This window comes from Enterobacter sp. 22466 (assembly GCF_052044775.1).
Lineage (GTDB): Bacteria > Pseudomonadota > Gammaproteobacteria > Enterobacterales > Enterobacteriaceae > Enterobacter > Enterobacter dissolvens.
In genome coordinates, this window is record NZ_JBQENX010000001.1 from 323,345 (window position 1) to 345,073 (window position 21,729).

At 59.5% G+C, this 21,729-nt stretch carries 20 protein-coding genes; 13 read left to right on the plus strand and 7 right to left on the minus strand.

Annotated features, from left to right (window positions below; genetic code table 11):
• Positions 1-28 precede the first annotated feature (28 nt).
• The gene (locus ACTJJI_RS01490) at positions 29-1,465 is read right to left on the minus strand and encodes an MFS transporter (protein WP_440652784.1); all 1,437 of its coding nucleotides are present in this window, start codon (positions 1,463-1,465) and stop codon (positions 29-31) included.
• 107 nt (positions 1,466-1,572) lie between these two features.
• On the opposite strand from ACTJJI_RS01490, the gene ACTJJI_RS01495 reads away from it, so the two are divergent.
• The 3 genes from ACTJJI_RS01495 to ACTJJI_RS01505 all read left to right on the plus strand — a co-directional run bounded on the left by ACTJJI_RS01495 (position 1,573) and on the right by ACTJJI_RS01505 (position 4,017).
• Positions 1,573-2,442 carry a helix-turn-helix transcriptional regulator gene (locus ACTJJI_RS01495; RefSeq protein WP_014830964.1) on the plus strand — a complete coding sequence of 290 codons (870 nt, stop codon included), beginning with the start codon at positions 1,573-1,575 and terminating at the stop codon, positions 2,440-2,442.
• Entirely contained in the window at positions 2,439-3,473 is a 1,035-nt protein-coding gene (locus tag ACTJJI_RS01500; protein WP_368278227.1) for a DUF2157 domain-containing protein, read from the plus strand. Before ACTJJI_RS01495 ends, ACTJJI_RS01500 begins: the two co-directional genes overlap by 4 nt.
• Positions 3,474-3,729: 256 nt before the next feature.
• The gene (locus tag ACTJJI_RS01505) at positions 3,730-4,017 is read left to right on the plus strand and encodes a helix-turn-helix domain-containing protein (RefSeq protein ID WP_013097683.1); all 288 of its coding nucleotides are present in this window, start codon (positions 3,730-3,732) and stop codon (positions 4,015-4,017) included.
• A gap of 36 nt (positions 4,018-4,053) precedes the next feature.
• On the opposite strand, the gene nfsB is transcribed toward ACTJJI_RS01505, so the two are convergent.
• The 3 genes from nfsB to ACTJJI_RS01520 all read right to left on the minus strand — a co-directional run bounded on the left by nfsB (position 4,054) and on the right by ACTJJI_RS01520 (position 5,776).
• Positions 4,054-4,707 (minus strand): oxygen-insensitive NAD(P)H nitroreductase, encoded by a 654-nt coding sequence (gene nfsB, locus ACTJJI_RS01510; RefSeq protein WP_014830968.1) that lies wholly within the window; start codon positions 4,705-4,707, stop codon positions 4,054-4,056.
• A gap of 120 nt (positions 4,708-4,827) precedes the next feature.
• Positions 4,828-5,196: an MmcQ/YjbR family DNA-binding protein gene (locus tag ACTJJI_RS01515; RefSeq protein WP_014830969.1), complete on the minus strand. Its 369-nt coding sequence runs from the start codon at positions 5,194-5,196 to the stop codon at positions 4,828-4,830.
• Positions 5,186-5,776 (minus strand): TetR/AcrR family transcriptional regulator, encoded by a 591-nt coding sequence (locus ACTJJI_RS01520; protein WP_014830970.1) that lies wholly within the window; start codon positions 5,774-5,776, stop codon positions 5,186-5,188. The genes ACTJJI_RS01515 and ACTJJI_RS01520 overlap by 11 nt, the downstream gene beginning before the upstream one ends.
• 190 nt (positions 5,777-5,966) lie before the next feature.
• Here ACTJJI_RS01520 and ACTJJI_RS01525 point away from each other — a divergent pair, with 190 nt between their 5' ends.
• Complete coding sequence (locus ACTJJI_RS01525) at positions 5,967-7,070, plus strand: MBL fold metallo-hydrolase (protein WP_014830971.1); 1,104 nt, start codon at positions 5,967-5,969, stop codon at positions 7,068-7,070.
• A gap of 32 nt (positions 7,071-7,102) precedes the next feature.
• A complete protein-coding gene (locus ACTJJI_RS01530) occupies positions 7,103-7,444 on the plus strand; it encodes a RamA family antibiotic efflux transcriptional regulator (RefSeq protein ID WP_014830972.1) in 342 nt (113 codons plus the stop codon).
• 45 nt (positions 7,445-7,489) lie between these two features.
• On the opposite strand, the gene ACTJJI_RS01535 is transcribed toward ACTJJI_RS01530, so the two are convergent.
• Positions 7,490-7,738: a DUF1158 domain-containing protein gene (locus ACTJJI_RS01535; RefSeq protein ID WP_013097677.1), complete on the minus strand. Its 249-nt coding sequence runs from the start codon at positions 7,736-7,738 to the stop codon at positions 7,490-7,492.
• 489 nt (positions 7,739-8,227) lie between these two features.
• On the opposite strand from ACTJJI_RS01535, the gene ACTJJI_RS01540 reads away from it, so the two are divergent.
• The 3 genes from ACTJJI_RS01540 to ACTJJI_RS01550 all read left to right on the plus strand — a co-directional run bounded on the left by ACTJJI_RS01540 (position 8,228) and on the right by ACTJJI_RS01550 (position 15,250).
• Positions 8,228-10,936: a cation-transporting P-type ATPase gene (locus tag ACTJJI_RS01540; RefSeq protein WP_440652789.1), complete on the plus strand. Its 2,709-nt coding sequence runs from the start codon at positions 8,228-8,230 to the stop codon at positions 10,934-10,936.
• Positions 10,937-11,041: 105 nt separating this feature from the next.
• Positions 11,042-12,106, plus strand: coding sequence for an efflux RND transporter periplasmic adaptor subunit (locus ACTJJI_RS01545; protein WP_440652790.1), 1,065 nt, complete (start codon positions 11,042-11,044; stop codon positions 12,104-12,106).
• Between the two features lie 9 nt (positions 12,107-12,115).
• Complete coding sequence (locus tag ACTJJI_RS01550; protein ID WP_440652792.1) at positions 12,116-15,250, plus strand: efflux RND transporter permease subunit; 3,135 nt, start codon at positions 12,116-12,118, stop codon at positions 15,248-15,250.
• Here the strand turns inward: ACTJJI_RS01550 and ACTJJI_RS01555 are convergent.
• A complete protein-coding gene (locus tag ACTJJI_RS01555) occupies positions 15,201-16,322 on the minus strand; it encodes a YbdK family carboxylate-amine ligase (RefSeq protein ID WP_163281041.1) in 1,122 nt (373 codons plus the stop codon). The genes ACTJJI_RS01550 and ACTJJI_RS01555 overlap by 50 nt on opposite strands.
• A 105-nt stretch (positions 16,323-16,427) precedes the next feature.
• Between ACTJJI_RS01555 and ACTJJI_RS01560 the strand changes: the two genes are divergently transcribed.
• Positions 16,428-17,318: an oxidoreductase gene (locus tag ACTJJI_RS01560; RefSeq protein WP_440652794.1), complete on the plus strand. Its 891-nt coding sequence runs from the start codon at positions 16,428-16,430 to the stop codon at positions 17,316-17,318.
• On the opposite strand, the gene ACTJJI_RS01565 is transcribed toward ACTJJI_RS01560, so the two are convergent.
• Positions 17,315-18,109, minus strand: coding sequence for an AraC family transcriptional regulator (locus ACTJJI_RS01565; RefSeq protein ID WP_440652796.1), 795 nt, complete (start codon positions 18,107-18,109; stop codon positions 17,315-17,317). The two genes, ACTJJI_RS01560 and ACTJJI_RS01565, sit on opposite strands and share 4 nt — an antisense overlap.
• Before the next feature lie 76 nt (positions 18,110-18,185).
• Here ACTJJI_RS01565 and ACTJJI_RS01570 point away from each other — a divergent pair, with 76 nt between their 5' ends.
• From ACTJJI_RS01570 to ACTJJI_RS01585, 4 genes are all read left to right on the plus strand, one after another.
• A complete protein-coding gene (locus ACTJJI_RS01570; RefSeq protein WP_248041844.1) occupies positions 18,186-20,147 on the plus strand; it encodes an FUSC family protein in 1,962 nt (653 codons plus the stop codon).
• Positions 20,140-20,355, plus strand: a complete 216-nt coding sequence (locus ACTJJI_RS01575; RefSeq protein WP_100165361.1) for a DUF1656 domain-containing protein — start codon at positions 20,140-20,142, stop codon at positions 20,353-20,355. The genes ACTJJI_RS01570 and ACTJJI_RS01575 overlap by 8 nt, the downstream gene beginning before the upstream one ends.
• Positions 20,352-21,215 (plus strand): efflux RND transporter periplasmic adaptor subunit, encoded by an 864-nt coding sequence (locus ACTJJI_RS01580; RefSeq protein ID WP_248041843.1) that lies wholly within the window; start codon positions 20,352-20,354, stop codon positions 21,213-21,215. Before ACTJJI_RS01575 ends, ACTJJI_RS01580 begins: the two co-directional genes overlap by 4 nt.
• 72 nt (positions 21,216-21,287) lie before the next feature.
• On the plus strand, positions 21,288-21,725 hold the full coding sequence (locus ACTJJI_RS01585) for a DcrB-related protein (protein ID WP_063411921.1): 438 nt from the start codon (positions 21,288-21,290) through the stop codon (positions 21,723-21,725).
• The last annotated feature ends 4 nt before the right edge of the window (positions 21,726-21,729 follow it).

Genomic DNA, 21,729 nt, shown 5'->3' on the forward strand with positions numbered 1-21,729 from the left:
CTGCGGATCTATTATGCAAATTCGCGGCTTATTTAGTGGCGTGGCAGGTTTTCACCACCGGAAGGCACAGACGATGGCGCATACGTAACGTTGCCAGCCCCAGCACGATCATCATGCCGGTTTCCACGGCGAGGAAGACGTTAATCGCCTGGGTGTAATCGCCGTGGTGGTTTTGCAGTGCGTGCAGCAGGATCGCACCAAAAATCGCCGGGCCAAGCCCCAGGGCGGCCTGCTGCAGCGTACTTAAAATCGCGCTGGCCGCCCCGGCATCGTCAGGCTGAATGTCGCGCATCCCGATGCGGTAGAAGCTGTTGACGATCAGCGCCTGCCCATAGCCGACCAGCCCGGTTGCCGGTGCCAGGGTCAGCGCCGTGTTGTGCATGCCCCAGAGGCGGAACGTGGCAATCAGCGCCAGCAGGCCGATAATCTGGATGGCCAGCCCGGTCAGCAGGATCGTACTGCTGCTGTAGCGGGCAATCAGACGCGGGGCAAACCATGCCGAAATAAAATAGGTCACCCCCAGGGCGATAAAACTGTTTCCTGACTGCCACGGCGCCATTCCGAGACCGGTTTGCATGGTCAGCGCCATGCAGAACATAAACCCGGACCAGACGCTGAAAAAGAGCAGCGCAATCAGTACGCCAAAGCGGATGCTGCGAAGCTGCATCAGACGCGGCGGGATCAGCGGATGGGCATCCTCACGCTCCTTTTTACGGGCATTTAAGACCATCAGATACCCCAGCGGGATAATCGCCATCAGTGCGGCTTTCAGCGGCCAGGACCAGTGCCACTGGGGGCCGAGGGCCATCGGGAACAGCAGGCAGCAGAGAATGGCTGCCAGCAGAACGGTGCCCGCCCAGTCAATGCGCGACGGCGTTTCGCGACGGGTTTCCGGCACATAGCGACGGCTCAACGCCAGGACCACCAGACAGACAGGCACGTTGATAAAGAAGGCGTTACGCCAGCCCAGCCCGGCGATATCCGCCGACACCAGCCAGCCGCCGCCCATCTGCCCGACGATAAACGCAATGCCGCCGATACCGCCAAACAGGCTGATCGCTTTGGCGTGAGCCGTACCTTTGAGCGTCACGTGCAGGGTGGCGAGAATTTGCGGCACGATCAGCGCCGCGCCTGCGCCCTGAATGATGCGCGCGGCAAGCAGCTGCTCAATGGTTCCCGCCATTCCGCACAGTAGCGACGCCAGACCAAAACTTGCCACGCACCACATAAACAGACGACGGCGCCCGAGGTTATCCCCGAGCTTGCTGCCAAGGGCAAGGCAGACGGCGAAGGCCACGCCGTAGAGCGCGACAATCAGCTCCAGTTCGGTGGCGGTGGCATGCAAGGAGTGGGTGATAGCGTCCAGCGCCACGTTGGTGATCGAGGTATCAATCAGCGGCAGCATCTGGCCGGTTAACAGCAATATCAGGCCTGCGCGACCCGGTGAAACAACTGACGTATTCATGGTAACTCCATTGCGTCATTCAACAGATGGTCGTAGCATCAACGATCTGATAAACGGGTACCAGTTCTTGCTTATACTGGTACTGGCACTACCATGCAGGGGGAGTTATGGCGCTGATGTCTGAACCTGTTGTCTCGCTCAAGGACGACACGCGAAAACAGCTGGGGGCATTTTTACGCGCCCGGCGTGAGAGCCTTGATCCACAGCGTCTTGGATTGCCGCGCAGCGGCCGCCGCCGCACGCCGGGGCTGCGCCGTGAAGAGGTGGCTTTGCTGGCTGATGTGGGCGTGACCTGGTACACGTGGCTGGAGCAGGGCAGAGATGTTAATCCCTCCAGCACCGTGATGGCGGCAGTGGCAAAAGCGCTGCAATGTACCCCAACCGAGACGCGCCATCTCTTTGTACTGGCCGGATTGCCGCCGGGCGAAGCGCCACAGGCGACGGGCTGCGAGGGGATCAGCGAGGGCACGCGCCGCCTGCTTGATACCCTCATGCCGAAACCCGCCAGCATCCAGAAACCCAACTTCGATATCGTGGCGTGGAACGACAGTTTCGGGCACTTAATGGGCGTCGATTTCAATACGATCCCGCCGGAAGATCGCAACTGTATTTATCTTTTCCTCACCCATCCTGCATGGCGTGCGCGGCTCGGCAAGCGTGACGACGTCCTGCCGATCTTTGTCTCCTATTTCCGCGCGGCGATGGCCGAACACCGGGGCGATCCGCTGTGGGAAGCGAAACTGGCGCGTTTCTTTGCCGTGTCTGAGGAATTTAAAACCCTGTGGCATCAGCGCAACGAGGTACGCGGCGTGGAGAACCAGCTCAAGCTGTTTACCCATCCTGAGCTGGGCGAGTTTACCCTGCAGCAGATGTACTGGTACTCTGCGCCGCGTAATGGATCGCGGCTGCTGGTCTATCTGCCGGTGGATGACGCGGGGGAGAGGGCGATGGAATGGCTGGCGGAGCAGGCAAAATGAAGGTAACCCGAAAACAGGAGCAGCTTTTGCGCCGCGCGCTCAACGAGTGGCAGCAGGAAGGCACATTAAGCGCTGACGAGCATCAGCGTCTGGCGGGCACCTTGACACGCGTCACCATGGACTGGCAGCGGCTCAGTCGCTATGCCTTCTGGACGGCGCTGGCCTGCGTGATCATCGCCATCGGCAGCCTGTTCTCCGACAGTGAACTGATGGTGCGCATTATTGAATTCTTCTCTTTCTCCTCCTTCGCCCGCATCGGGCTGCCTGCGCTGGTTGCCGTGCTGTTTTATCTGTGGGGCTTCAGCCGACAGCGGCGGGAAACCCAGTGGCACTACAGCACTGAAGCCATGCTTTTCCTCGGCGTGTTGTTTACGGCTATCGCGCTCTGGCAACTCGGGGAGCGGCTGGATAACGGCAGCGGCCATATCGCACCGCTCTTCCTGGCGGGGTGTGCGGTTTACGGGCTGGTGGGCTTCTTTGGTCGCTCCGGCCTGGTGTGGCTGTTCTTCCTGCTCTCACTCGGTAACTGGTTTGGCGCGGAGACGGGCTATATGTCCGGCTGGGGCGCCTACTGGCTGGGAATGAACTACCCGGTGCGCTTTATCTTCTTCGGCGGTGCGCTGCTGGCACTGTGCTGGCTGCTGCGCAGAAGGCTGCAGGTGCGCCATCTCTACACGACCAGCAAAGCGATGGGGCTCACGTATCTGTTTGTCGCCCTGTGGATCATGTCGATTTTCGGCAACTACGATATCGATAACTGGTACGGCGTTACGCAGGCTTCGCTGCTGCCGTGGGCGCTGTTGTTCGCCGTGGCGGCGGTGCTCTGCATTTACATCGGCCTTAAAACCGACGACGGCATGCTGCGCGGTTTTGGCCTGACCTTCCTCGCCATTAACCTCTACACCCGCTACTTCGAATACTTCTGGGACGGCATGAACAAAGTGGTGTTCTTCCTGCTCCTCGCGGCGTCGCTGGCGGTGATTGGGCGCTATGCAGAACGAATCTGGCACGCCGGGAACCCGGCCAGGTAAGTTTTTTGCGAGAAGAATTCAGGGAATCGACGTGGACTCGGTTGATCCTGGCACAAACGTGTAAGGTAAATCACGAAAGGCGAAATTAGCCTTTAATGCAAATTGCCTTATATGTTAATGTCGTCATAAACTGCGTACTCATCCAACGGCATTGTGTGAGCCTGATAGCAAGCGATTGCCACATGGCTTGTTTGAAATAAGAACAGTTGGGTTGCTCCATAGTCGGGGAATTATGTCTACCAACAGGAGATGTTAGATGAGCAAGAAGATTATTAACTGGGATGAGTTAAGAGCAGAGTTATTAAGTGATTCAGAGGTACAAGCCTCTTTTGATGCGGAAGAGCGTAAAGCGCGTCTGCGTGACATGCTGGCGCAATGGCGAAACCAGGCCGGACTGACGCGTGCGCAGGTGGCAGAGAGGATGGGGGTTAGCGCGCCAACGGTTTCCCGAATGGAAGCAAATATCACACGTGCCAGTCTGGATACCTTAACGCGTTATGCGCTGGTGTGTGGGGTAAAGCATCCGCAGATCACGCTTTATTGATAGCTGGCACGCCGGGATCCAGCGTGCCAGTACTGATTAGCACTCAGTCACAATCGTGCTCAGCGGCAGGCGAGATTTTGGCAGCGTGGCGTTGAAATCTTCCACACTGTGATGCCCAACCGGCACCACCACCAGGCTGGTGAAACCTTTCTCTTTCAGGCCGAACTCGTCGTCGAGGATTGCGGCGTCGAAGCCTTCAATCGGTACCGCATCCAGGCCCAGCGCAGCCACGCCCAGCAGGAAGTTACCCACGTTCAGATAAACTTGTTTCGCCATCCACTGGTCGTCATCTTTCAGATCCACACGGTGCATGTCAGCAAAGTAGGTACGACCTTTATGGTTGGCCGCTTTGGCTTCAGGCGTGTTGAAACGGCCATCGGCCTCTTCCTGATCCACGACGCGTTCCAGCCAGGCATCGTCCATCGCGGTTTTTGCGCAGAACACCACCACGTGAGAAGCGTCCAGCATTTTGCGCTCGTTGAAGACGTAAGTGCCTGCGGCAGATTTCGCCACGCGTGCTTTACCTTCCTCGGTGCTGGCGACAATAAAGTGCCACGGCTGGGAGTTGGTGCTGGACGGGCTGTATTGCAGCAGGGTTTTGATTTTTTCCGCTTCGTCTGCGGTCAGTTTTTTAGCGGGGTCGAACGCCTTGGTGGAGTGGCGTTTCAGGGCGACAGAAATAATATCCATAACAACTCCTGGTAATGAAATTCGCCCGCATGCGGGCGCGAAAGGAGAGCAGATTACAGCGAGACGCAGAAAAAGATAAGTGCGATTCGAGCGCTTATTCTGTTCGTCTCAGACGAACAATCAAACCGGCCTGATCCACTTCTGGTCTTTTTTCGGCAGCTTATCCACCACCAGATTCCAGGAATCGTTGATGAGATCGGTCACCAGCTCTGGCGTGACGTCGTCGGTACCGTAGAGGGAAATCCAGTGTTTTTTGTTCAGATGATAGCCCGGTTCAACCCCGCGATAAATTTGTTGGTTTAACAGCGATTTTTCCGGGTCTGATTTCAGGCTGACGTGGGGCCGTCCATGTACGGTGGCCATCAGCATAAAAATTTTTCCGCCCACCTTAAACACATCGTATTCCGGCCCAAACGGCCAGCAATGTTCGGTGAAAGGCAACTCCAGCGCCACGCGTTTGGCGTGCTCCTGCAGGGATTTACTGTCCATCGCTCTCTTCCTGGGCAAGCCCGCGCCACATAACTTCAAACCCGAGCGCTTTGAAATCAACGGCGCGGGAAGGATCGCGGGTGGCAAATTCCATTGTGGATTCGGCAAGCGATAAGAAAAGCGCATCGCCAAAGGTTTTAAATTCATCAGACATAAACACCTGGCGTATCGAACGGCGGCAGAGCTCATGGAGTTCCGGAAACATCTCCTTCACCGCCTGTTCCGTTTCGACGCTCAGCTTTTCACTCACGCCGATCTGACGGATAGCCGCATGCGCAACAGGGTTACGAATACCCCAGTCCACATAGCTGTTCCAGATATTGCGGGTATGTTCTTTTGGCAGCGTAATGGTGCGATCGAGGTTCGCCAGCATGGTCTGGCAGAGATCCTGCTTCAGATGCAGATAGAGGGCATTCAGCAGATCGTCTTTGGTAGCAAAGTAGCGGAACAGGGTGCCTTCGGCGACCCCCGCCTTACGGGCAATTAAGGCCGTTGAGGCGGCAATACCTGACTGCGCAAATGCCGCGGTTGCGGCGTCCAGTAAGGCCTGTTTTTTATCTTCACTCTTCGGACGTGCCACTAAATTTATCCTCCTGTCACTTGTAAAAACCCTGATTGAAACACGTGCTTTGACCCGCTGCAACGCGGAATGTCAAAGATCGAAAACGTCTTGACGACTTTATCATCATATCTATAATGAGTGCTTACTCACTCATAATCAAGTTTACCCCGCGCAAACCATCGGATGAGGCGCGTTTTCGGGTCAGGATATGAAAAAACCTCTCTTCATCTGCGTGGTGTTAATCATGATTATTGCTTCAGCTGCGAGTTTTCCGTCTGTTCTGAACGCCGGTTTTGGCCAGCCACCGCAGGGTGCGCAGCTTACGGAAGTAGAGGCCTCGCCACAGTATCGCGACGGGAAGTTCCACAATACGTTGCCTACGCCGGGCTATAACGGCGACAAAAATATGCTGGTGGCGATGTGGGAGTTTCTGACCCAGAAGACCGAAAACGCCCGTCCTGCACAGCCGCTGCCGCTGGTGAAAACCGATCTCGCGAGCCTGCCGCTGGAGCAGGAGACGCTGGTGTGGCTCGGTCACTCCTCCTGGTATATGCAGCTGGCGGGTAAACGTATTCTGATCGACCCCGTTCTCGGGAATTACGCGGCGCCGTTTTCATTCCTCAATAAAGCCTTCGCCGGGGAGTATCCCTGGCAGGCGAGCAGCATGCCGGAGATCGACCTGCTGATCATCTCGCACGATCACTACGATCACCTGGATCACGCCACCATCACGGCGCTGCTACCGAAGGTGAAACGCGTGGTTACCCCACTTGGCGTGGGATCGCACCTGCGTTACTGGGGGATGAAGCCGGAGATTATTGAAGAGCGCGACTGGAACCAGTCGGTACGTATCAGCGAGGCGCTGACGGTACATGTCCTGCCGGCGCGTCATTTTTCCGGACGCGGCATAAAGCGCAATCAAACGCTGTGGGGCAGTTTTATGTTCGTTACGCCCGGGCAGAAGATTTACTACAGCGGCGATTCGGGTTACGGGCCGCATTTTAAGGCTATCGGTGAGCAGTTTGGCGAGGTGGACCTGGCCATTATGGAAAACGGTCAGTATGACCAGGACTGGAAGTATATCCACATGCTGCCGGAAGAGACGGCGCAGGCCTCAGTGGATCTGAACGCGAAAGCCGTGGTGCCTGGGCATAACGGACGTTTCGTGCTGGCGAAACACACCTGGAACGATCCGCTGATCCAACTGGCAAAAGCCAGCAAGGACAAAAATTATCGGCTGCTGACACCCGCGCTGGGCGAGCCTGTCCGGGTGAGTGACACCACACAAACATTTCGTGAGTGGTGGGAATAATGATCAATCAAGAAGCTGAAGGGGAGAGCAGTATGACCATTTCCGCTCAAGTTATCGACACCATCGTCGAGTGGATCGACGATAACCTGCACCAGCCATTACGTATTGAAGAGATTGCCCGTCACGCGGGTTACTCGAAATGGCATCTGCAGCGGTTGTTTATGCAATACAAAGGGGAGAGTCTGGGGCGCTACATCCGTGAACGCAAGCTGCTGCTGGCGGCACGGGACCTGCGTGAATCAGATGCGCGGGTGTATGACATTTGCCTGCGTTACGGGTTTGACTCGCAGCAGACGTTTACCCGCATCTTCACCCGCACGTTCAACCAGCCGCCTGGGGCGTATCGCAAAGAGAACCACAGTCGGGCGCATTAAGCCGTTTTGCCCGGTGGCTTCGCCTGCCGGGCCTCCATCACCTGCTTACGACGCCAGTGAAAACCAGCGGCGCCAGACGAAACGCAGCACGAAGAATTCGATCGCCCCGAGCAGTAAAAACCACACGCAGAACAGAATAGTGTAGAGCTGGTTCAGATCCACCATGTGGAAGGTTTGAACCAGCTTCTGCGCCAGTACCAGCCCCAGCGAGGGTGCCGGTAACAGCAGGCACGAAAGCAGGGCCAGCAATAAAATGCCGCCCGCCGTGAGCAGCGATTCTAACGGGTGTTTCATCGTAATGTTAATCGTCAGTTAAAAAAGTCATTGTCGGGCATCGCGAAACGTAAAGCAATATAAACCCGACAATACACATTCACCAAAATAATCGCCGCTGATCATCTTCTTATTCTCAGAATAAAAACAATCCCCCACGCGCGATTAAATGAAAATCGCGTTATGTCAATTAATGTCTGCGTTATGAAAATAATTTTACAAACGTATAGGTGCTATATCCAATTAACGTTGCAATAACAATGGCAGCGATAATGTATAACGCCAGGCGGCGTCCGCGATAAATACCAAACATGGATCCTCCTCGTTTAGAGTTGGTTTAGAAATATTTTGTAAAAATTGGGTCATCGAAATAGTTTTAAGCAGTTTTGAATAACCGAGACGTCATTATATTGCGGTAGATCAATTTTACCCGCAAGACTTTAAAATGAATTTATTTACGCCCGAAAGGAATTCAGGCTTCTGTTCACCGGATATTAAAGGAAAAATACGATGACCGAAAAAAAATTGTCCCCAAATGTGCCACCTTCCGGCGGGCTGGCATACCAGCAGACCGTAGAGCAGGTGCTTGCGCACGCGCAGAGCCAGGCCAGTGGTCTGGACCGTGCAGAGGCACAGGCGCGTTTGCAAAAACAGGGCCCGAATGCGCTGCCGGAGAAAAAAGGTAAACCCGCCTGGCTGCGTTTTTTAGCCCATTTTAACGATGTCCTGATTTATGTCCTGCTGGCCGCGGCCGTATTAACGGCAATAATGGGCCACTGGGTCGATACGCTGGTTATTTTGGGCGTGGCGGTGATCAATGCGTTAATTGGTCATATTCAGGAAAGCAACGCGGAAAAATCGTTGAAGAGTATTCGTAATATGCTCTCCAGCGAGGCGCGCGTTATTCGCAATGGCAACCATGAAACAATACCCACAACTGAAATAGTTCCGGGCGATATTATTGTCTTACGTGCGGGGGATCGTATTCCCGCAGATATGCGCTTAATCGAAGCACATAATTTACGCGTGGAAGAGGCGATTCTCACCGGCGAATCCACGGTGGTAGATAAACACACCAACCCGCTGAGCGGTGAACTGCCGCTGGGCGATCGCACTAACCTGGTCTTCTCAGGCACCACCGTGAGTGCGGGTGGGGGGATTGGCGTGGTGATTGCCACCGGGCAGGAGACCGAGCTTGGCCACATCAACCAGATGATGGACGGGATTGAAAAACACCGCACGCCGCTGCTGGTACAGATGGACAAGCTGGGCAAGGCTATCTTCGCCCTTATTCTGGCGATGATGGCGGCGCTGTTTATCTTCAGCCTGGTGTTCCGCGAGATCCCAATGGGCGAGCTGCTGCTCTCGCTGATTAGCCTGGCGGTGGCGTCCGTACCGGAAGGTCTGCCGGCGATTATCTCCATTATCCTCTCTCTGGGTGTGCAGGCGATGGCGCGCAAGCGGGCGATTATCCGCAAGTTGCCCACGGTTGAAACCCTGGGGGCGATGACCGTGGTCTGCTCGGATAAAACCGGTACCCTGACCATGAACGAAATGACGGTGAAGGCCATCATCACCGCTGACGCCTGCTACCGCGTGGACGGCAACAGCTACGAGCCGGTGGGTAACATCTACCTGGAAGGCAGCGACGAGCCGATGCAGATCCAGCCGGACACCGTGCTGGAGCAGTACCTGCGCACCATCGACCTGTGCAACGACAGCCAGCTGATTCAGGACGAGCGCGGCCTGTGGGGCATCACCGGTGGGCCGACCGAAGGCGCGCTGAAGGTGCTGGCGGCGAAAGCCCACCTCGCGCCGGTGATGACCACGCTGATTAACAAAATCCCGTTCGACTCGCAGTACAAGTACATGAGCACCCACTACCAGATTGGCAGTGAGGAGCAGATCCTGATCACCGGCGCGCCGGATGTGATTTTCGCCCTCTGCGCACAGCAGCAGACCCGCAACGGTGCGCAGGCGTTTGATCGTGCGTACTGGGAAAGCGAGATGGAGCGCTATGCGCGCCAGGGGTTGCGTATGGTGGCCGCGGCGTTCAAACCGGCAAACGGTGAGCAGGCGCTGACGCACGACGATCTCAGCCACGGTCTGATCTTCCTCGGTATCGCCGGGATGATGGATCCACCGCGCCCGGAAGCCATTGACGCCATTAACGCCTGCCAGCAAGCAGGGATCCGCGTGAAGATGATCACTGGCGATCACCCGCAGACGGCGATGAGCATTGGTCAGATGCTGGGGATCACCAACAGCGAGCAGGCGGTGACAGGCTACCAGCTGGAGAAGATGGACGACGCCGAGCTGGCGGACGCGGCGGTGAAGTATGACATCTTCGCCCGTACCAGCCCGGAGCATAAGCTGCGTCTGGTGAAAGCCCTGCAGGATAAAGGTGAAATTGTCGGCATGACCGGTGACGGCGTGAACGATGCCCCGGCGCTGCGTCAGGCGGACGTGGGTATTGCGATGGGCATCAAAGGCACCGAAGTGACCAAAGAGGCGGCGGACATGGTCCTGACAGACGATAACTTCGCCACCATTGCCAGCGCGGTAAAAGAGGGACGTCGTGTCTACGACAACCTGAAGAAAACCATTCTGTTCATCATGCCAACTAACCTGGCGCAGGGGCTGTTGATTGTGATTGCGCTGCTGGCGGGGAATATCATTCCGCTCACGCCGGTACTGATTCTGTGGATGAACATGGCAACCTCCGCCACGCTCTCCTTCGGCCTGGCGTTTGAAGCCGCCGAGCGCAACATCATGCGCCGTCCGCCGCGTCAGACCGGGCAGCATGTGATGGACGCGTATGCCGTGTGGCGCGTGGCCTTTGTGGGCACCATGATTGCCATCGCCGCTTTTGCGCTGGAAGCCTTGCTTGCCCCGCGCGGTCACAGCGCGGAGTTCATTCGCACCGTGCTGCTGCAGATGCTGGTCTGCGCCCAGTGGGTGTACATGATTAACTGCCGCAACACCGAAGGGTTCTCCCTGAACCGCGGCCTGCTGGCAAACAAAGGGATCTGGCTGGTGACCGGTGTGCTGTTCCTGCTCCAGGTGGCGATTATCTATCTGCCGTTTATGCAGATGCTGTTCGGCACCGAAGCACTGCCGCTGCGCTACTGGTTCGTGACTCTGGCGGTGGCAATCGGGATGTTCTTTATCGTCGAAATCGAGAAGCGACTCACCCGCAGGTTCCGTAAGGCCGCATAACCTTTTGCCCTCACCCTAATCCTCTCCCACAGGGAGAGGGGACCCTGACCTCCCTCTCCCTGTGGGAGAGGGCCGGGGTGAGGGCAGCAACCCTGAGGTACTCCCATGAAATTCCCACTCCTGTTCGCGCTCCTCGCCTGCACCCTGCAACCCGCATTCGCTGCCGCCATTCCTGTTCGCGTCGCCGCCGTGGAGCAGACCGCCCACGCCGCCGAGCGTCAGATCCCGGGCCGCATCGAAGCGATTCACACCGTTGAGCTGCGCGCCCGCACGGAAGGCGTGATTACCAAAATCCACTTCCGCGACGGGCAGTACGTGAAAAAGGGAGACGTGCTGTTTGAGCTCGATGACGCCGAGCCGCGCGCCGCCCTGCGCCTGGCACAGGCCGAGGTGAGAAGCGCCGAAGCCACGCTGCGTCAGGCGCAGCAGCAGCTCTCGCGCTTTGAAAGCCTGGGTAGCAGTAACGCCATCAGCCGTCACGACGTGGATAACGCCCGCATGCAGCGGGACGTCGCCAGCGCCGCGCTGGAGCAGGCGAAAGCCCGTCTCGACACCCGCAGCGTCACCCTGAACTATACCCGCATCGTCTCGCCGATTGACGGTCGCGTGGGGCACAGCCAGTTCCACGTCGGCAGCCTGGTCAACCCTGCCAGCGGCGTGCTGGTGGAAGTCGTGCAGCTCGATCCCATCCGCATCGCCTTTGCGCTGGAAGAGGGGGCATTTGCCACCAAAGCCGGACAGCATGCGGATATCAGCGCCATGAAGCAGGCCTGGCAGGCGTTAATTGACAGCAACGGCCAGCGCATCCCAGGTGAACTGACATCCGTGGATAACCGCATCGACCCGCGTACCGCCAGCGTGATGCTGCGCGCCGAGTTTGCCAACCCGCGCCATCAACTCCTGCCCGGCGGCAACGTGAACGTGACCCTGCGCCCGGCAACCGAGCAGCCCGTGCTGACCCTTCCCGCCGCGGCGGTCCAGCAGAACGGCGACGGCTTTTTCGCCTGGGTGGTTAACGCCGACGGCAAAGCCGACATGCGCCCGCTGACGATCGCCGGGCAGATCGGCCAGCAGTTCCAGATTACCTCCGGCGTGAAGCCCGGTGAGCGAGCGATCACTGACGGTGCACAGCGCGTGCAGCCAGGCGCTGCCGTCCAGATACTGAATTAAGGAGCCATCATGCTGACGTTTTTCATCAAACGCCCGCGCTTTGCGATGGTGATTGCGCTGGTCATTACCCTGTTGGGGGCTATCGCGCTGAAGCTGATCCCGGTGGAGCAGTACCCGCAGATTACGCCGCCGGTCGTGAATGTGTCAGCGTCATGGCCCGGCGCCAGCGCGGCTGACGTGGCGGAGGCCATCGCCACACCGCTGGAGACCCAGCTTAACGGCGTGGATCACATGCTGTATATGGAGTCCACCAGCTCTGATGAAGGCACCTACAGCCTGAACATCACGTTTGCTGCCGGAACCGACCCGGATCTGGCCGCCATCGACGTGCAAAACCGCGTGTCGCAGGCTGTGGCGCAATTGCCGACCGAGGCGCAGCAAAACGGCGTGCAGGTGCGCAAGCGGGCCACCAACCTGATGATGGGGGTAAGTCTTTACTCACCGAATAACACCCACACGCCACTGTTCGTCAGCAATTACGCCAGCACCCAGGTGCGTGAGGCGCTGTCCCGCCTGCCGGGCGTCGGGCAGGTGCAGATGTTTGGCGCGCGTGACTACAGCATGCGTATCTGGCTGCGTCCCGACCGCATGAACGCGCTCAACGTCACCACCGACGACGTGGCGCAGGCGCTGCGCGAGCAGAACGTGCAGGGCGCGGCAGGCCAGGTCGGCACGCCGCCGGTGTTTAACGGCCAGCAGCAGACCCTGACCATCAACGGGCTGGGGCGCTTAAACCAGGCCGAAGACTTTGCCAACATCATCATCCGCGCGGGCGAGATGGGGCAACTGGTGCGCCTGCAGGACGTTGCCACCATCGAGCTTGGCTCGCGCAGCTACAGCTCCGGCGCGCAGCTGAACGGGCAGGACTCCGCCTACCTCGGTATCTATCCGACCCCGTCCGCCAACGCCCTGCGCGTGGCCGACGCGGTGCGCGCAGAGCTTGAACGTCTCTCGACGCGCTTCCCGGACGACCTGGTGTATGAGGTGAAATTCGACACTACTACCTTTGTCGCCGCGACGATCAAAGAGATCGGCGTCTCGCTGGTGCTGACCCTGCTGGCGGTAGTGGTGGTCGTTTCCCTGTTCCTGCAGAGCTGGCGCGCCACGCTGATTGTCGCCCTTGCCATTCCGGTATCGCTGGTGGGCACCTTTGCGGTGCTCTACACGCTTGGCTACTCCGCCAACACGCTCAGCCTGTTCGCCATTATTCTGGCGCTGACCATGGTGGTGGATGATGCCATCGTCGTCGTGGAAAGCGTCGAAACGCTGATGGCGGAAGGGCAGAGCCGGACGGCGGCGACCGCGCTGGCGCTGCGCCAGATTGCCGGGCCGGTGATCGCGACGACGCTGGTGCTGCTGGCGGTATTCGTGCCGGTGGCCTTGCTGCCGGGGATTGTCGGCGAGCTGTACCGCCAGTTTGCGGTCACGCTCTCCACCGCCGTAACGCTTTCAAGCCTGGTGGCGTTAACCCTGACCCCCGCGCTCTGCGCGCTGCTGCTGCGCCCGCGTCCGGCGCGTCCGGCGGCTGTGTATCGCGTTTTCAATCGTGGGCTGGATACTGCGCGCAATGGTTATACCCGCATCGTCAATTTCTTCAACCTTCGCCCGTGGCTGGCGCTGCTGGCCACCGCAGGCGCGGCAGCGGTGGTGGTGTTCAGCTTTACGTCGATGCCAAAAGGCTTCCTGCCGCAGGAAGATCAGGGCTACTTCTTCGCCAGCGTTCAGTTGCCGGAAGCGGCGTCGCTTGAGCGGACCGAAGCGGTGATGACCACTGCACGTGAACTGATCGCCAAAAACCCGGCGGTAGAGGATGTGATTCAGGTTTCCGGGTTTAATATTCTCAACGGCACCAGCGCCTCCAATGGCGGGTTTATCTCCATCATGCTGAAGGACTGGAGCGAGCGTCCGCCGCTGGATGAAGTGATGGGTACCCTTCAGCGCCAGCTGCTGGCGTTGCCGGAAGCAACCATCATGACCTTTGCCCCGCCGACGCTGCCGGGGCTGGGCAATGCTTCCGGTTTCGACCTGCGTATTCAGGCGCAGGCGGGGCAGAGCCCGGCGGAGCTGGAGCGCATCACCCGCGAGGTGCTGGTAAAAGCCAACCAGCATCCGCAGTTGAGCCGCGTATTCACCACCTGGAGCAGCAACGTACCGCAGCTGACGCTGACCGTTGACCGCGAGCGCGCGGCACGTCTCGACGTACCGGTGTCGCGCATCTTCAGCAGCCTGCAGACCGCTTTTGGCGGTACGCGCGCCGGCGATTTCAGCGTCAACAACCGCGTCTACCACGTGGTGATGCAAAACGAGATGCAGTGGCGCGAGCGCGCCGGGCAAATCAGCGAGCTGTTCGTGCGCAGCAACAACGGCGAGCGGGTGCGCCTGAGTAATCTCGTGACCATCACGCCCACCGTCGGCGCACCGTTCCTGCAGCAGTACAATCAGTTCCCGTCGGTGTCGGTGAGCGGTTCAGCGGCGGAAGGGGTCAGCAGCAGCTCCGCTATGGCGGCGATGAGCCAGCTTCTGGCGGAAAACCTGCCAGCGGGTTATGACTATGCCTGGAGCGGCATGTCGTACCAGGAGCAGCAGACCGGCAATCAGGCAATCTGGATCGTACTGGCGGCGGTGGTGATGGCGTGGCTGTTCCTCGTTGCCCAGTACGAGAGCTGGACGTTACCGGCGAGCGTGATGCTCTCGGTGCTGTTCGCCATCGGCGGGGCACTGGTCTGGCTGTGGACAGCCGGCTATGCCAACGACGTGTATGTACAGATTGGTCTGGTGTTGCTGATAGCCCTTGCTGCCAAGAACGCCATTCTTATCGTCGAGTTTGCCCGCGCGCGGCGCATGGAGGGGATAGCAATAGCCGATGCGGCTCGCGAGGGGGCATCACGCCGCTTCCGTGCGGTGATGATGACGGCGGTATCGTTCATCATTGGCGTCCTGCCAATGATGCTGGCGACCGGGGCGGGTGCCCAAAGCCGTCGCATCATTGGTACTACGGTATTCAGCGGTATGCTGGTGGCGACCGTGGTGGGGATCCTGTTCATCCCCGCGCTGTTCGTGCTGTTCCAGCGCCTGCGCGAGTGGGGGCACGGCCTTACGGACTCGTCGCCCACAGCTCGCAGTGCTTCTGAACCAGAGAAATAAGCGAGCCGCCGTCGGCGATAAAGTCCCGCATGCGCTGCGCCTCGCTCTTGCCCTGCTTTAACAGCAGGGCAAGTTCCTTGATCGCGCTGGTCGCGCCGAGCTTCTCGGCCGATGGCGCAACCTGCTCCAGCAGCCAGGCAATATCCTCTGCGACCGTCTTGTGCTCGCCGGTATGCACGTCCGTCAGTATGCCCTCAAGCCCGTAGCGACACGCCTGAAAACGGTTAAAGCGATACAGCAGAAAATCCCTCTCCTGATGCTTATACGGCCGGCTGGTCAGCAACCAGTGGGATGTGGCCTGGATCAGCCCGGCGATATTGATCGCATGGCCGAGCGTCAGCGGCGTATCCATCACCCGCACCTCAACGGTGCCAAAATGTGGGCTGGGGCGGATGTCCCAGTGCAGATCTTTAATGCTGTCGATCATGCTGGTCGAACTCAGGCGGCGGAACAGCCCCTCGAACTCCTGCCAGCTGTTGACCCACGGCATCTGCCCGTTATCCGGGAACCCGGAAAAGATGTTGAGTCGCGATGAGGCAAACTTCGTGTCCGTGCCCTGCATGTAGGGGGAGGCGGCGGCCAGGGCGATAAAATGCGGAACAAAGCGCGACAGGCCATGCAGCAGATAAATCGCGTCATCGCCGGTCCGGCACCCGACATGCACGTGCTGGCCAAAGACCGTTGCCTGTAGAATCAGATAGCCAAAGCGCTCCAGGGTAATGTTGTAGCGCTCGTCATCGCACACCTCCTGCCGCTGCCACTTCTGGAACGGATGCGTCCCACCGCCGCAGATCTGAATATGCTGCTCCGCCGCCGCACGCAAAATGCTCTGCTGCATCATGGAGAACTGTGCCGCCGCCTGATCGATGTTCTGGCACACGCCGGTGGCAATCTCAAGCATGCTTTCGGTGATATCGTGTTTGACCTCACCGCCTTTGATGTCGTCTTTAACGGCGGCGATAAGCGCGGAGGAGTCCTGGCTCAGATCATATCCCGGTGGGTTAACCACCTGCAGCTCGAGTTCGATGCCAAGGGTATAGGGTTCAGAGGATTTGAAATCGGGTAAAGGCATGGCGCACTCCGTTGTCTGTCGTGTGTTGAGTATAGACAACGACGTGGCGCTCACTTTTTACAGTGGTATAACTGTTAGCAGGCTTAGCGAAAAGGGGAGTTAACCATGTCTGACAATCCAGAGATTGCGCTGATTGGTCCTGGTGCAATTGGTACCACCATCGCCGCGGCGCTGCATGATGCTGGCCGCACACTGCAGCTATGCGGACGCACCGCACATCCAGAACTGCGTTTGCGCGACGACGAAGGTGAAACGGTCGTTCCCGGCCCGGTATTGACCGATCCGACGACCATCACACGCCCTGTGGATCTGGTTTTTGTGGCGGTGAAGACCACGCAGAACGCTGACAGCGCCGGGTGGCTGCGCGCGCTGTGTGACGTAAACACAGTGGTCTGCGCTCTGCAAAACGGCGTGGAGCAGAAAGCCCAACTGGAGCCGTGGGTCAACGGCGCGACGGTGCTACCGTCGGTGGTCTGGTTCCCGGCGCAGCGCGAGCCGGATGCCTCCGTCTGGCTGCGTGCCAAACCGCGCCTGACCCTGCCGGACGTCCCGCAGGCAAAACGGGTGGTGGATGCGCTGCAGGGTACACGCTGTGCGGTAGAACCTTCGGCTGATTTCACCACTGTCGCCTGGCGCAAGCTGCTGCAAAATGCGGTTGCCGGGCTGATGGTGCTGGCCAACCGTCGCGCCGGAATGTTCAGGCGCGAGGATATCAGCGAACTTGCGCTGGCCTATCTTCGCGAAGGCCTTGCCGTCGCCCGTGCCGAGGGGGCGGCGCTCAATGATGACGTGGCGCAGGAGATCCTGGCGAACTTCCAGCGCGCCCCGGCCGATTTAGGCACCTCGATCCTTGCCGACCGTCAGGCCAACCGCCCACTGGAATGGGATATCCGCAACGGCGTGATCCAGCGCTATGGCCGCGCGCACGGTATTCCGGTACCCATCAGCGATGTGATAGTGCCGCTGCTGGCGGCGGGGAGCGAGGGACCGGGCTAACGGCCGCTGTTTTTCCGTTCGGCAAAGTAATGCGCGGGCGTGCTGCCCATCGCTTTTCTGAACATGGTGATAAATGCATTCACGGATTCGTACCCGAGCGTTGTCGCCACGTTCTGGACGGGCACGCCGCTTGCCAGCTCCCGCAGGGCAATAATCAAATGCAGCTGCTGGCGCCATCGCCCGAAGCTCAGCCCTGTTTCGCGCTGCATCAGGCGGGCAAACGAGCGCTCGCTGAGGGCCAGCCGCTTCGCCCACGCCTTCAGGGTGCTTCTGTCCTCAGGATGGCTGACCAGCGCGTCGGCCATGGTGCGAATTTTCGGATCGGCTGAGACCGGCAGGCTCAGCTTCTGCTGCGGCATGCTGGCGAGCTCGTCCAGCGTCACCCGGGTCAGCCTCGCGACGTGGCCGTCGGGCGGATAATCAACGCCTTCATGCGTCAAACGATCGACCAGCTCTTTAATCAACGGCGAGATCGCCAGCGTGCAACACTTCTCCGGCAGCGCCGCCGCGCCGGGCTCAATAAACAGATAGTTCAGGTGCGCGTTCCATGTCGCTTTCGCGCTGTGCGGGATCCCGCCCGGGATCCAGACGGCGCAGTCCGGCGGCACGATCCAGATATCGTTTTCCGCATAACAGCTGACCGCGCCGTAGCGGGCAATAATCAGCTGCCCCTTACGGTGGGTGTGTACCGGCACTTCCGCGGCGTAGTCCACGAAGTCCAGATGACGCGCCACGGCAGGCGAGGCGCTAGAGTCAGGGTCATACAGCGTATGAGCGAGTTGAGGCTTCACGATTCTGGCAACTTTTAGGTATTTTTTGACAGAATAGAGTATTTAAGCGGGTCTGCAAGCCGGTAATAATCCCGGCATGAAAAACATTTTCTCTCATCCCGCGCTGCGAAACGATGCGGGGGCGCTGATCTACGCCGCAAAGAGTTTTGCTGCGGCGATGCTCGCGTATTACCTCGCCCTGTCGATCGGCCTCGAACGTCCCTCGTGGGCGATTATTACGGTTTATATCGTGTCGCAGACGTCGGTGGGGGCATCGCTTAGCAGAAGCCTCTACCGTCTGGCCGGTACGGTTGTCGGGGCCAGCGCGACCGTTCTGATTGTGCCCACCTTCGCGAATACGCCGATCCTGTGCAGCGTGGTGCTGACGGGCTGGATCGCGTTCTGCCTGTGGCTCTCTCTGCTGGAACGCACGCCCCGGGCATACGCCTTTGTGCTGGCGGGCTACACCGCGAGCCTGATTGGCTTTCCGGCGGTGTCCGATCCCGGCGGCATCTTCAACGTCGCCATTGTCCGCGTGCAGGAGATCGCGATTGGGATTTTCTGCGCGGCGCTGATCCACCGCTACGTGCTGCCCGCGCGGATATCGGGCCAGTTCAACGCTAAGCTATCCCAGACGCTACGGGCCGCCCGCGGGCGGGTGGCGGATACCTTAGCGGGCAAACCCGACGCGGCATCCGGCCCGCTGCATCTGGCCCTGGCGCTGCAGTTCCTGCAGGGCATCAGCCACCATATTCCGTACGATTTTGCCCTCTCAGCCCCGGTGCGGCAGGCCAGAAACGCCATTCACGACCGGCTGGCGCGGCTCGTTATTGTCAACTGTGAATTACACGATCGCCTGCCCATGATAGGAACCCTGCCCGCCGACGTGCAGACGCTGCTGGAGAACGTTCGGGCCTGGCTCGCCGCTGAAAGCGACAGCCGCGGCGGCGAGGCGCTGCGGCACCGCAGCGCGCAGCTCATCGCGCGGTATGCCGCGCAGGCGCAGACGTTTGACGACGCGCTGCGGGTCAGTTTTATCCGCTACCTCTCGGAGGCCATCGCTCTTCTGCAGCAGTGCGAGCGCCTTTCCGGGGCCATCCGCCACGCGAAGCCTGTCTTCGGGGAGAAACAAACCCGTGCGGCAAAAGGCTACGTGTTCCACCGGGATCCCCTTACCGCAGCCCGCACGGCGCTGGGGGCTTTCGCCATTATCCTGAGCGGCTGCCTGGTATGGATCTTCTCTGCGTGGCCGGATGGCGCAACGGCGGTGTCAATACTGGGCGTCTGCTGCACGCTGTTTGGCAGCTTCGACACCCCGGCGCCGCACATTGTGAAGTACATCGTTGGCTCGTTCTGGGGCGTGCTGATTAGCCTGCTCTACAGCTTTGCGCTGCTGCCGCAGGTGAGCGATTTCCCGGTGCTGGTGGCGGTGCTTGCCCCGGCGTATCTGCTGGCCGGGTCGCTTCAGGCGCGTCCGCCCACCACGTTTATGGCGATGGGGATCACCCTGACGCTGCCCATTCTGTGCGAGCTGGGCGCGCGCTACAGCGGAGACTTCGCCGTCGCGGCCAACACCGCCATTGCGCTCTTTGCCGCCACCGGCTTTGCCGTCGTCAGCATGAGCCTGCTGCAAACCGTGCAGGCGGACGCCGCCATCGCGCGCCTGCTGAGCCTGTGCCAGCGCGACATTCGCCGCAGCGTGAAGGGCATGCTGCGGGTTGATGAAACGCACTGGATCAACCTGATGATGGACCGCACCGCTCTGCTGCTGCCGCGCCTGCAGCGCAGCAAACGTGCGCCAGAGCAGGCGCTCGATCGGCTGCTGCACGCGCTGCGTCTGGGGCTTTCGGTTATGCATTTACGCCGTGGTGACACATTGCCCGGCAGGGAGGTTGACACGCTTTTTCATCAGATTGCTACCGCAGACCTCAGCTCCTTGCGCGAACGCATCGCCGACATCATCGAGCGGCACCTGCCTGCGGCAGATGAACATACGCGCCAGTTTGTCTTCAGGCTGGTGGATCTGCACTGTGCATTACGGGAGCCAGACCATGGTTAACGATCTCAATATCGGCGGCGTTTTTATTCCGGGGCTGGTGATGGTCGCCCTTGCGGCGCTGGTCTGCACGCTGGGCCTCGTCGCGCTTTTCTCTCTCAGCAGGCTCTACCGGCACCTGCCGTGTCGCCCGCTGCTGGACGTTTCTACCTGGATTGTCACCTTTTTCCTGCTGATGCAGGGTCTGACCGCGTTGGGGTTATTGTCATGAAATCACTGCTCTCTTTACTGGCTCGCTATGCGCTGACGTTAAGCGCGGCCGCAGCGGCCACCCTTCTGGCGTTTATGCTGTGGAAACACTATGCGCAAACGCCGTGGACCCGCGACGGCCGCGTGCGGGCGGACGTGGTGCAGATTGCGCCGGACGTCTCCGGGCCGATCATCAGCGTGGCCGTGCGGGATAATCAGTGGGTGAACCGGGGCGATGTGCTCTACACCATCGATCCGCGCTGGCTTAAGCTGGCGGTGACCAGCGCGCAGGCGGACGTGGAGTCGAAACGCCATGAGATGCTGATGCGCCAGGACGCGGCCCGGCGACGCACGCTGATTAAAAACGCCATCTCCAGCGAAGATTTGCAGCAAACCGGCAGCGCGGCGAACGTCGCGGCGGCCAACTTTCACGGTGCGCAGGCCGCGCTGGCGCTGGCAGAGCTTAATCTGGCGCACGCCACCGTCCGCTCGCCGGTTTCGGGGTACGTCACGCACCTGCGGCTTCGCCCCGGAGACTACGCGACGGCGGGGGAAACCAAGGTTGCCATCGTTGATGCCCACAGCTTCTGGGTGGTGGGGTACTTTGAGGAGACCAGGCTGCGCCATATTCACGTCGGGGATGCCGCGCAGGTTGTGCTGATGGGTTATGACCCTGTCCTCACGGGGCACGTGGAGAGCATCGGTCATGGGATTGGCGATAACAACGACGAGACCGGCGGGCTGGGTCTGCCCGACGTGGAGCCCACCTTCAGCTGGGTGCGGCTGGCGCAGCGCGTGCCGGTGCGCATTCATATCGACACCTTACCGAAGGGGGTTGAGCTGGTGGCGGGCCTGTCGGCGAGCGTGGCGGTGGGACAATAATCTGGGGATAGTCAGCCTTAAACACATATGCGAAACTTACCGCTTCTGAAAAAATGTGGTGGGACCCGCTCAATGTCAGAACCATCTTCGCAGTGCCTGTTTAATGAAGGAATGATCGCTTTTCCCGAGGGCTATCAGGACCGTACCGTCAATGTCTTCGCGCCGCCTGCAGCGGATGCGCCAGCATTCAACATCTCCCGCGATACCCTCAACCCCGGCGAAGCGCTTGCCGCGTATATCGATCGCCAGCTCGCCCTGATGGCAAAACATCTCAAGGGCTGGAAGCAGGGTGAACGCAGTGCCGCAACGCTCGGCGACGGCCTTTTGCAGGGTGAAATGGTCCACGCCAGCTATCTGCGCGACGGGAAACGCATCTGGCAGCAGCAGGCCGTGTTTAATGCCGAGCGCGATAACATTCTGGTGTTCACCATGACCTGCACCCGTACGCTGGGCGATACGGACTGCGCGCTGTTCGGCGATCTTCTCAGGAGCTTTCGCTTCCACCATTAACACC

What these genes read in the sequence shown, in the direction of transcription:
- ACTJJI_RS01490 (WP_440652784.1), bottom strand. Translation starts at nt 1,465, where the DNA reads ATGAATACGTCAGTTGTTTCACCGGGTCGCGCAGGCCTGATATTGCTG.
- ACTJJI_RS01525 (WP_014830971.1), top strand. Translation starts at nt 5,967, where the DNA reads ATGAAAAAACCTCTCTTCATCTGCGTGGTGTTAATCATGATTATTGCT.
- ACTJJI_RS01540 (WP_440652789.1), top strand. Translation starts at nt 8,228, where the DNA reads ATGACCGAAAAAAAATTGTCCCCAAATGTGCCACCTTCCGGCGGGCTG.
- ACTJJI_RS01545 (WP_440652790.1), top strand. Translation starts at nt 11,042, where the DNA reads ATGAAATTCCCACTCCTGTTCGCGCTCCTCGCCTGCACCCTGCAACCC.
- ACTJJI_RS01515 (WP_014830969.1), bottom strand. Translation starts at nt 5,196, where the DNA reads ATGGACAGTAAATCCCTGCAGGAGCACGCCAAACGCGTGGCGCTGGAG.
- ACTJJI_RS01500 (WP_368278227.1), top strand. Translation starts at nt 2,439, where the DNA reads ATGAAGGTAACCCGAAAACAGGAGCAGCTTTTGCGCCGCGCGCTCAAC.
- ACTJJI_RS01560 (WP_440652794.1), top strand. Translation starts at nt 16,428, where the DNA reads ATGTCTGACAATCCAGAGATTGCGCTGATTGGTCCTGGTGCAATTGGT.
- ACTJJI_RS01575 (WP_100165361.1), top strand. Translation starts at nt 20,140, where the DNA reads ATGGTTAACGATCTCAATATCGGCGGCGTTTTTATTCCGGGGCTGGTG.
- ACTJJI_RS01550 (WP_440652792.1), top strand. Translation starts at nt 12,116, where the DNA reads ATGCTGACGTTTTTCATCAAACGCCCGCGCTTTGCGATGGTGATTGCG.
- ACTJJI_RS01495 (WP_014830964.1), top strand. Translation starts at nt 1,573, where the DNA reads ATGGCGCTGATGTCTGAACCTGTTGTCTCGCTCAAGGACGACACGCGA.
- ACTJJI_RS01570 (WP_248041844.1), top strand. Translation starts at nt 18,186, where the DNA reads ATGAAAAACATTTTCTCTCATCCCGCGCTGCGAAACGATGCGGGGGCG.
- ACTJJI_RS01535 (WP_013097677.1), bottom strand. Translation starts at nt 7,738, where the DNA reads ATGAAACACCCGTTAGAATCGCTGCTCACGGCGGGCGGCATTTTATTG.
- ACTJJI_RS01580 (WP_248041843.1), top strand. Translation starts at nt 20,352, where the DNA reads ATGAAATCACTGCTCTCTTTACTGGCTCGCTATGCGCTGACGTTAAGC.
- ACTJJI_RS01555 (WP_163281041.1), bottom strand. Translation starts at nt 16,322, where the DNA reads ATGCCTTTACCCGATTTCAAATCCTCTGAACCCTATACCCTTGGCATC.
- ACTJJI_RS01530 (WP_014830972.1), top strand. Translation starts at nt 7,103, where the DNA reads ATGACCATTTCCGCTCAAGTTATCGACACCATCGTCGAGTGGATCGAC.
- ACTJJI_RS01585 (WP_063411921.1), top strand. Translation starts at nt 21,288, where the DNA reads ATGTCAGAACCATCTTCGCAGTGCCTGTTTAATGAAGGAATGATCGCT.
- nfsB (WP_014830968.1), bottom strand. Translation starts at nt 4,707, where the DNA reads ATGGATATTATTTCTGTCGCCCTGAAACGCCACTCCACCAAGGCGTTC.
- ACTJJI_RS01505 (WP_013097683.1), top strand. Translation starts at nt 3,730, where the DNA reads ATGAGCAAGAAGATTATTAACTGGGATGAGTTAAGAGCAGAGTTATTA.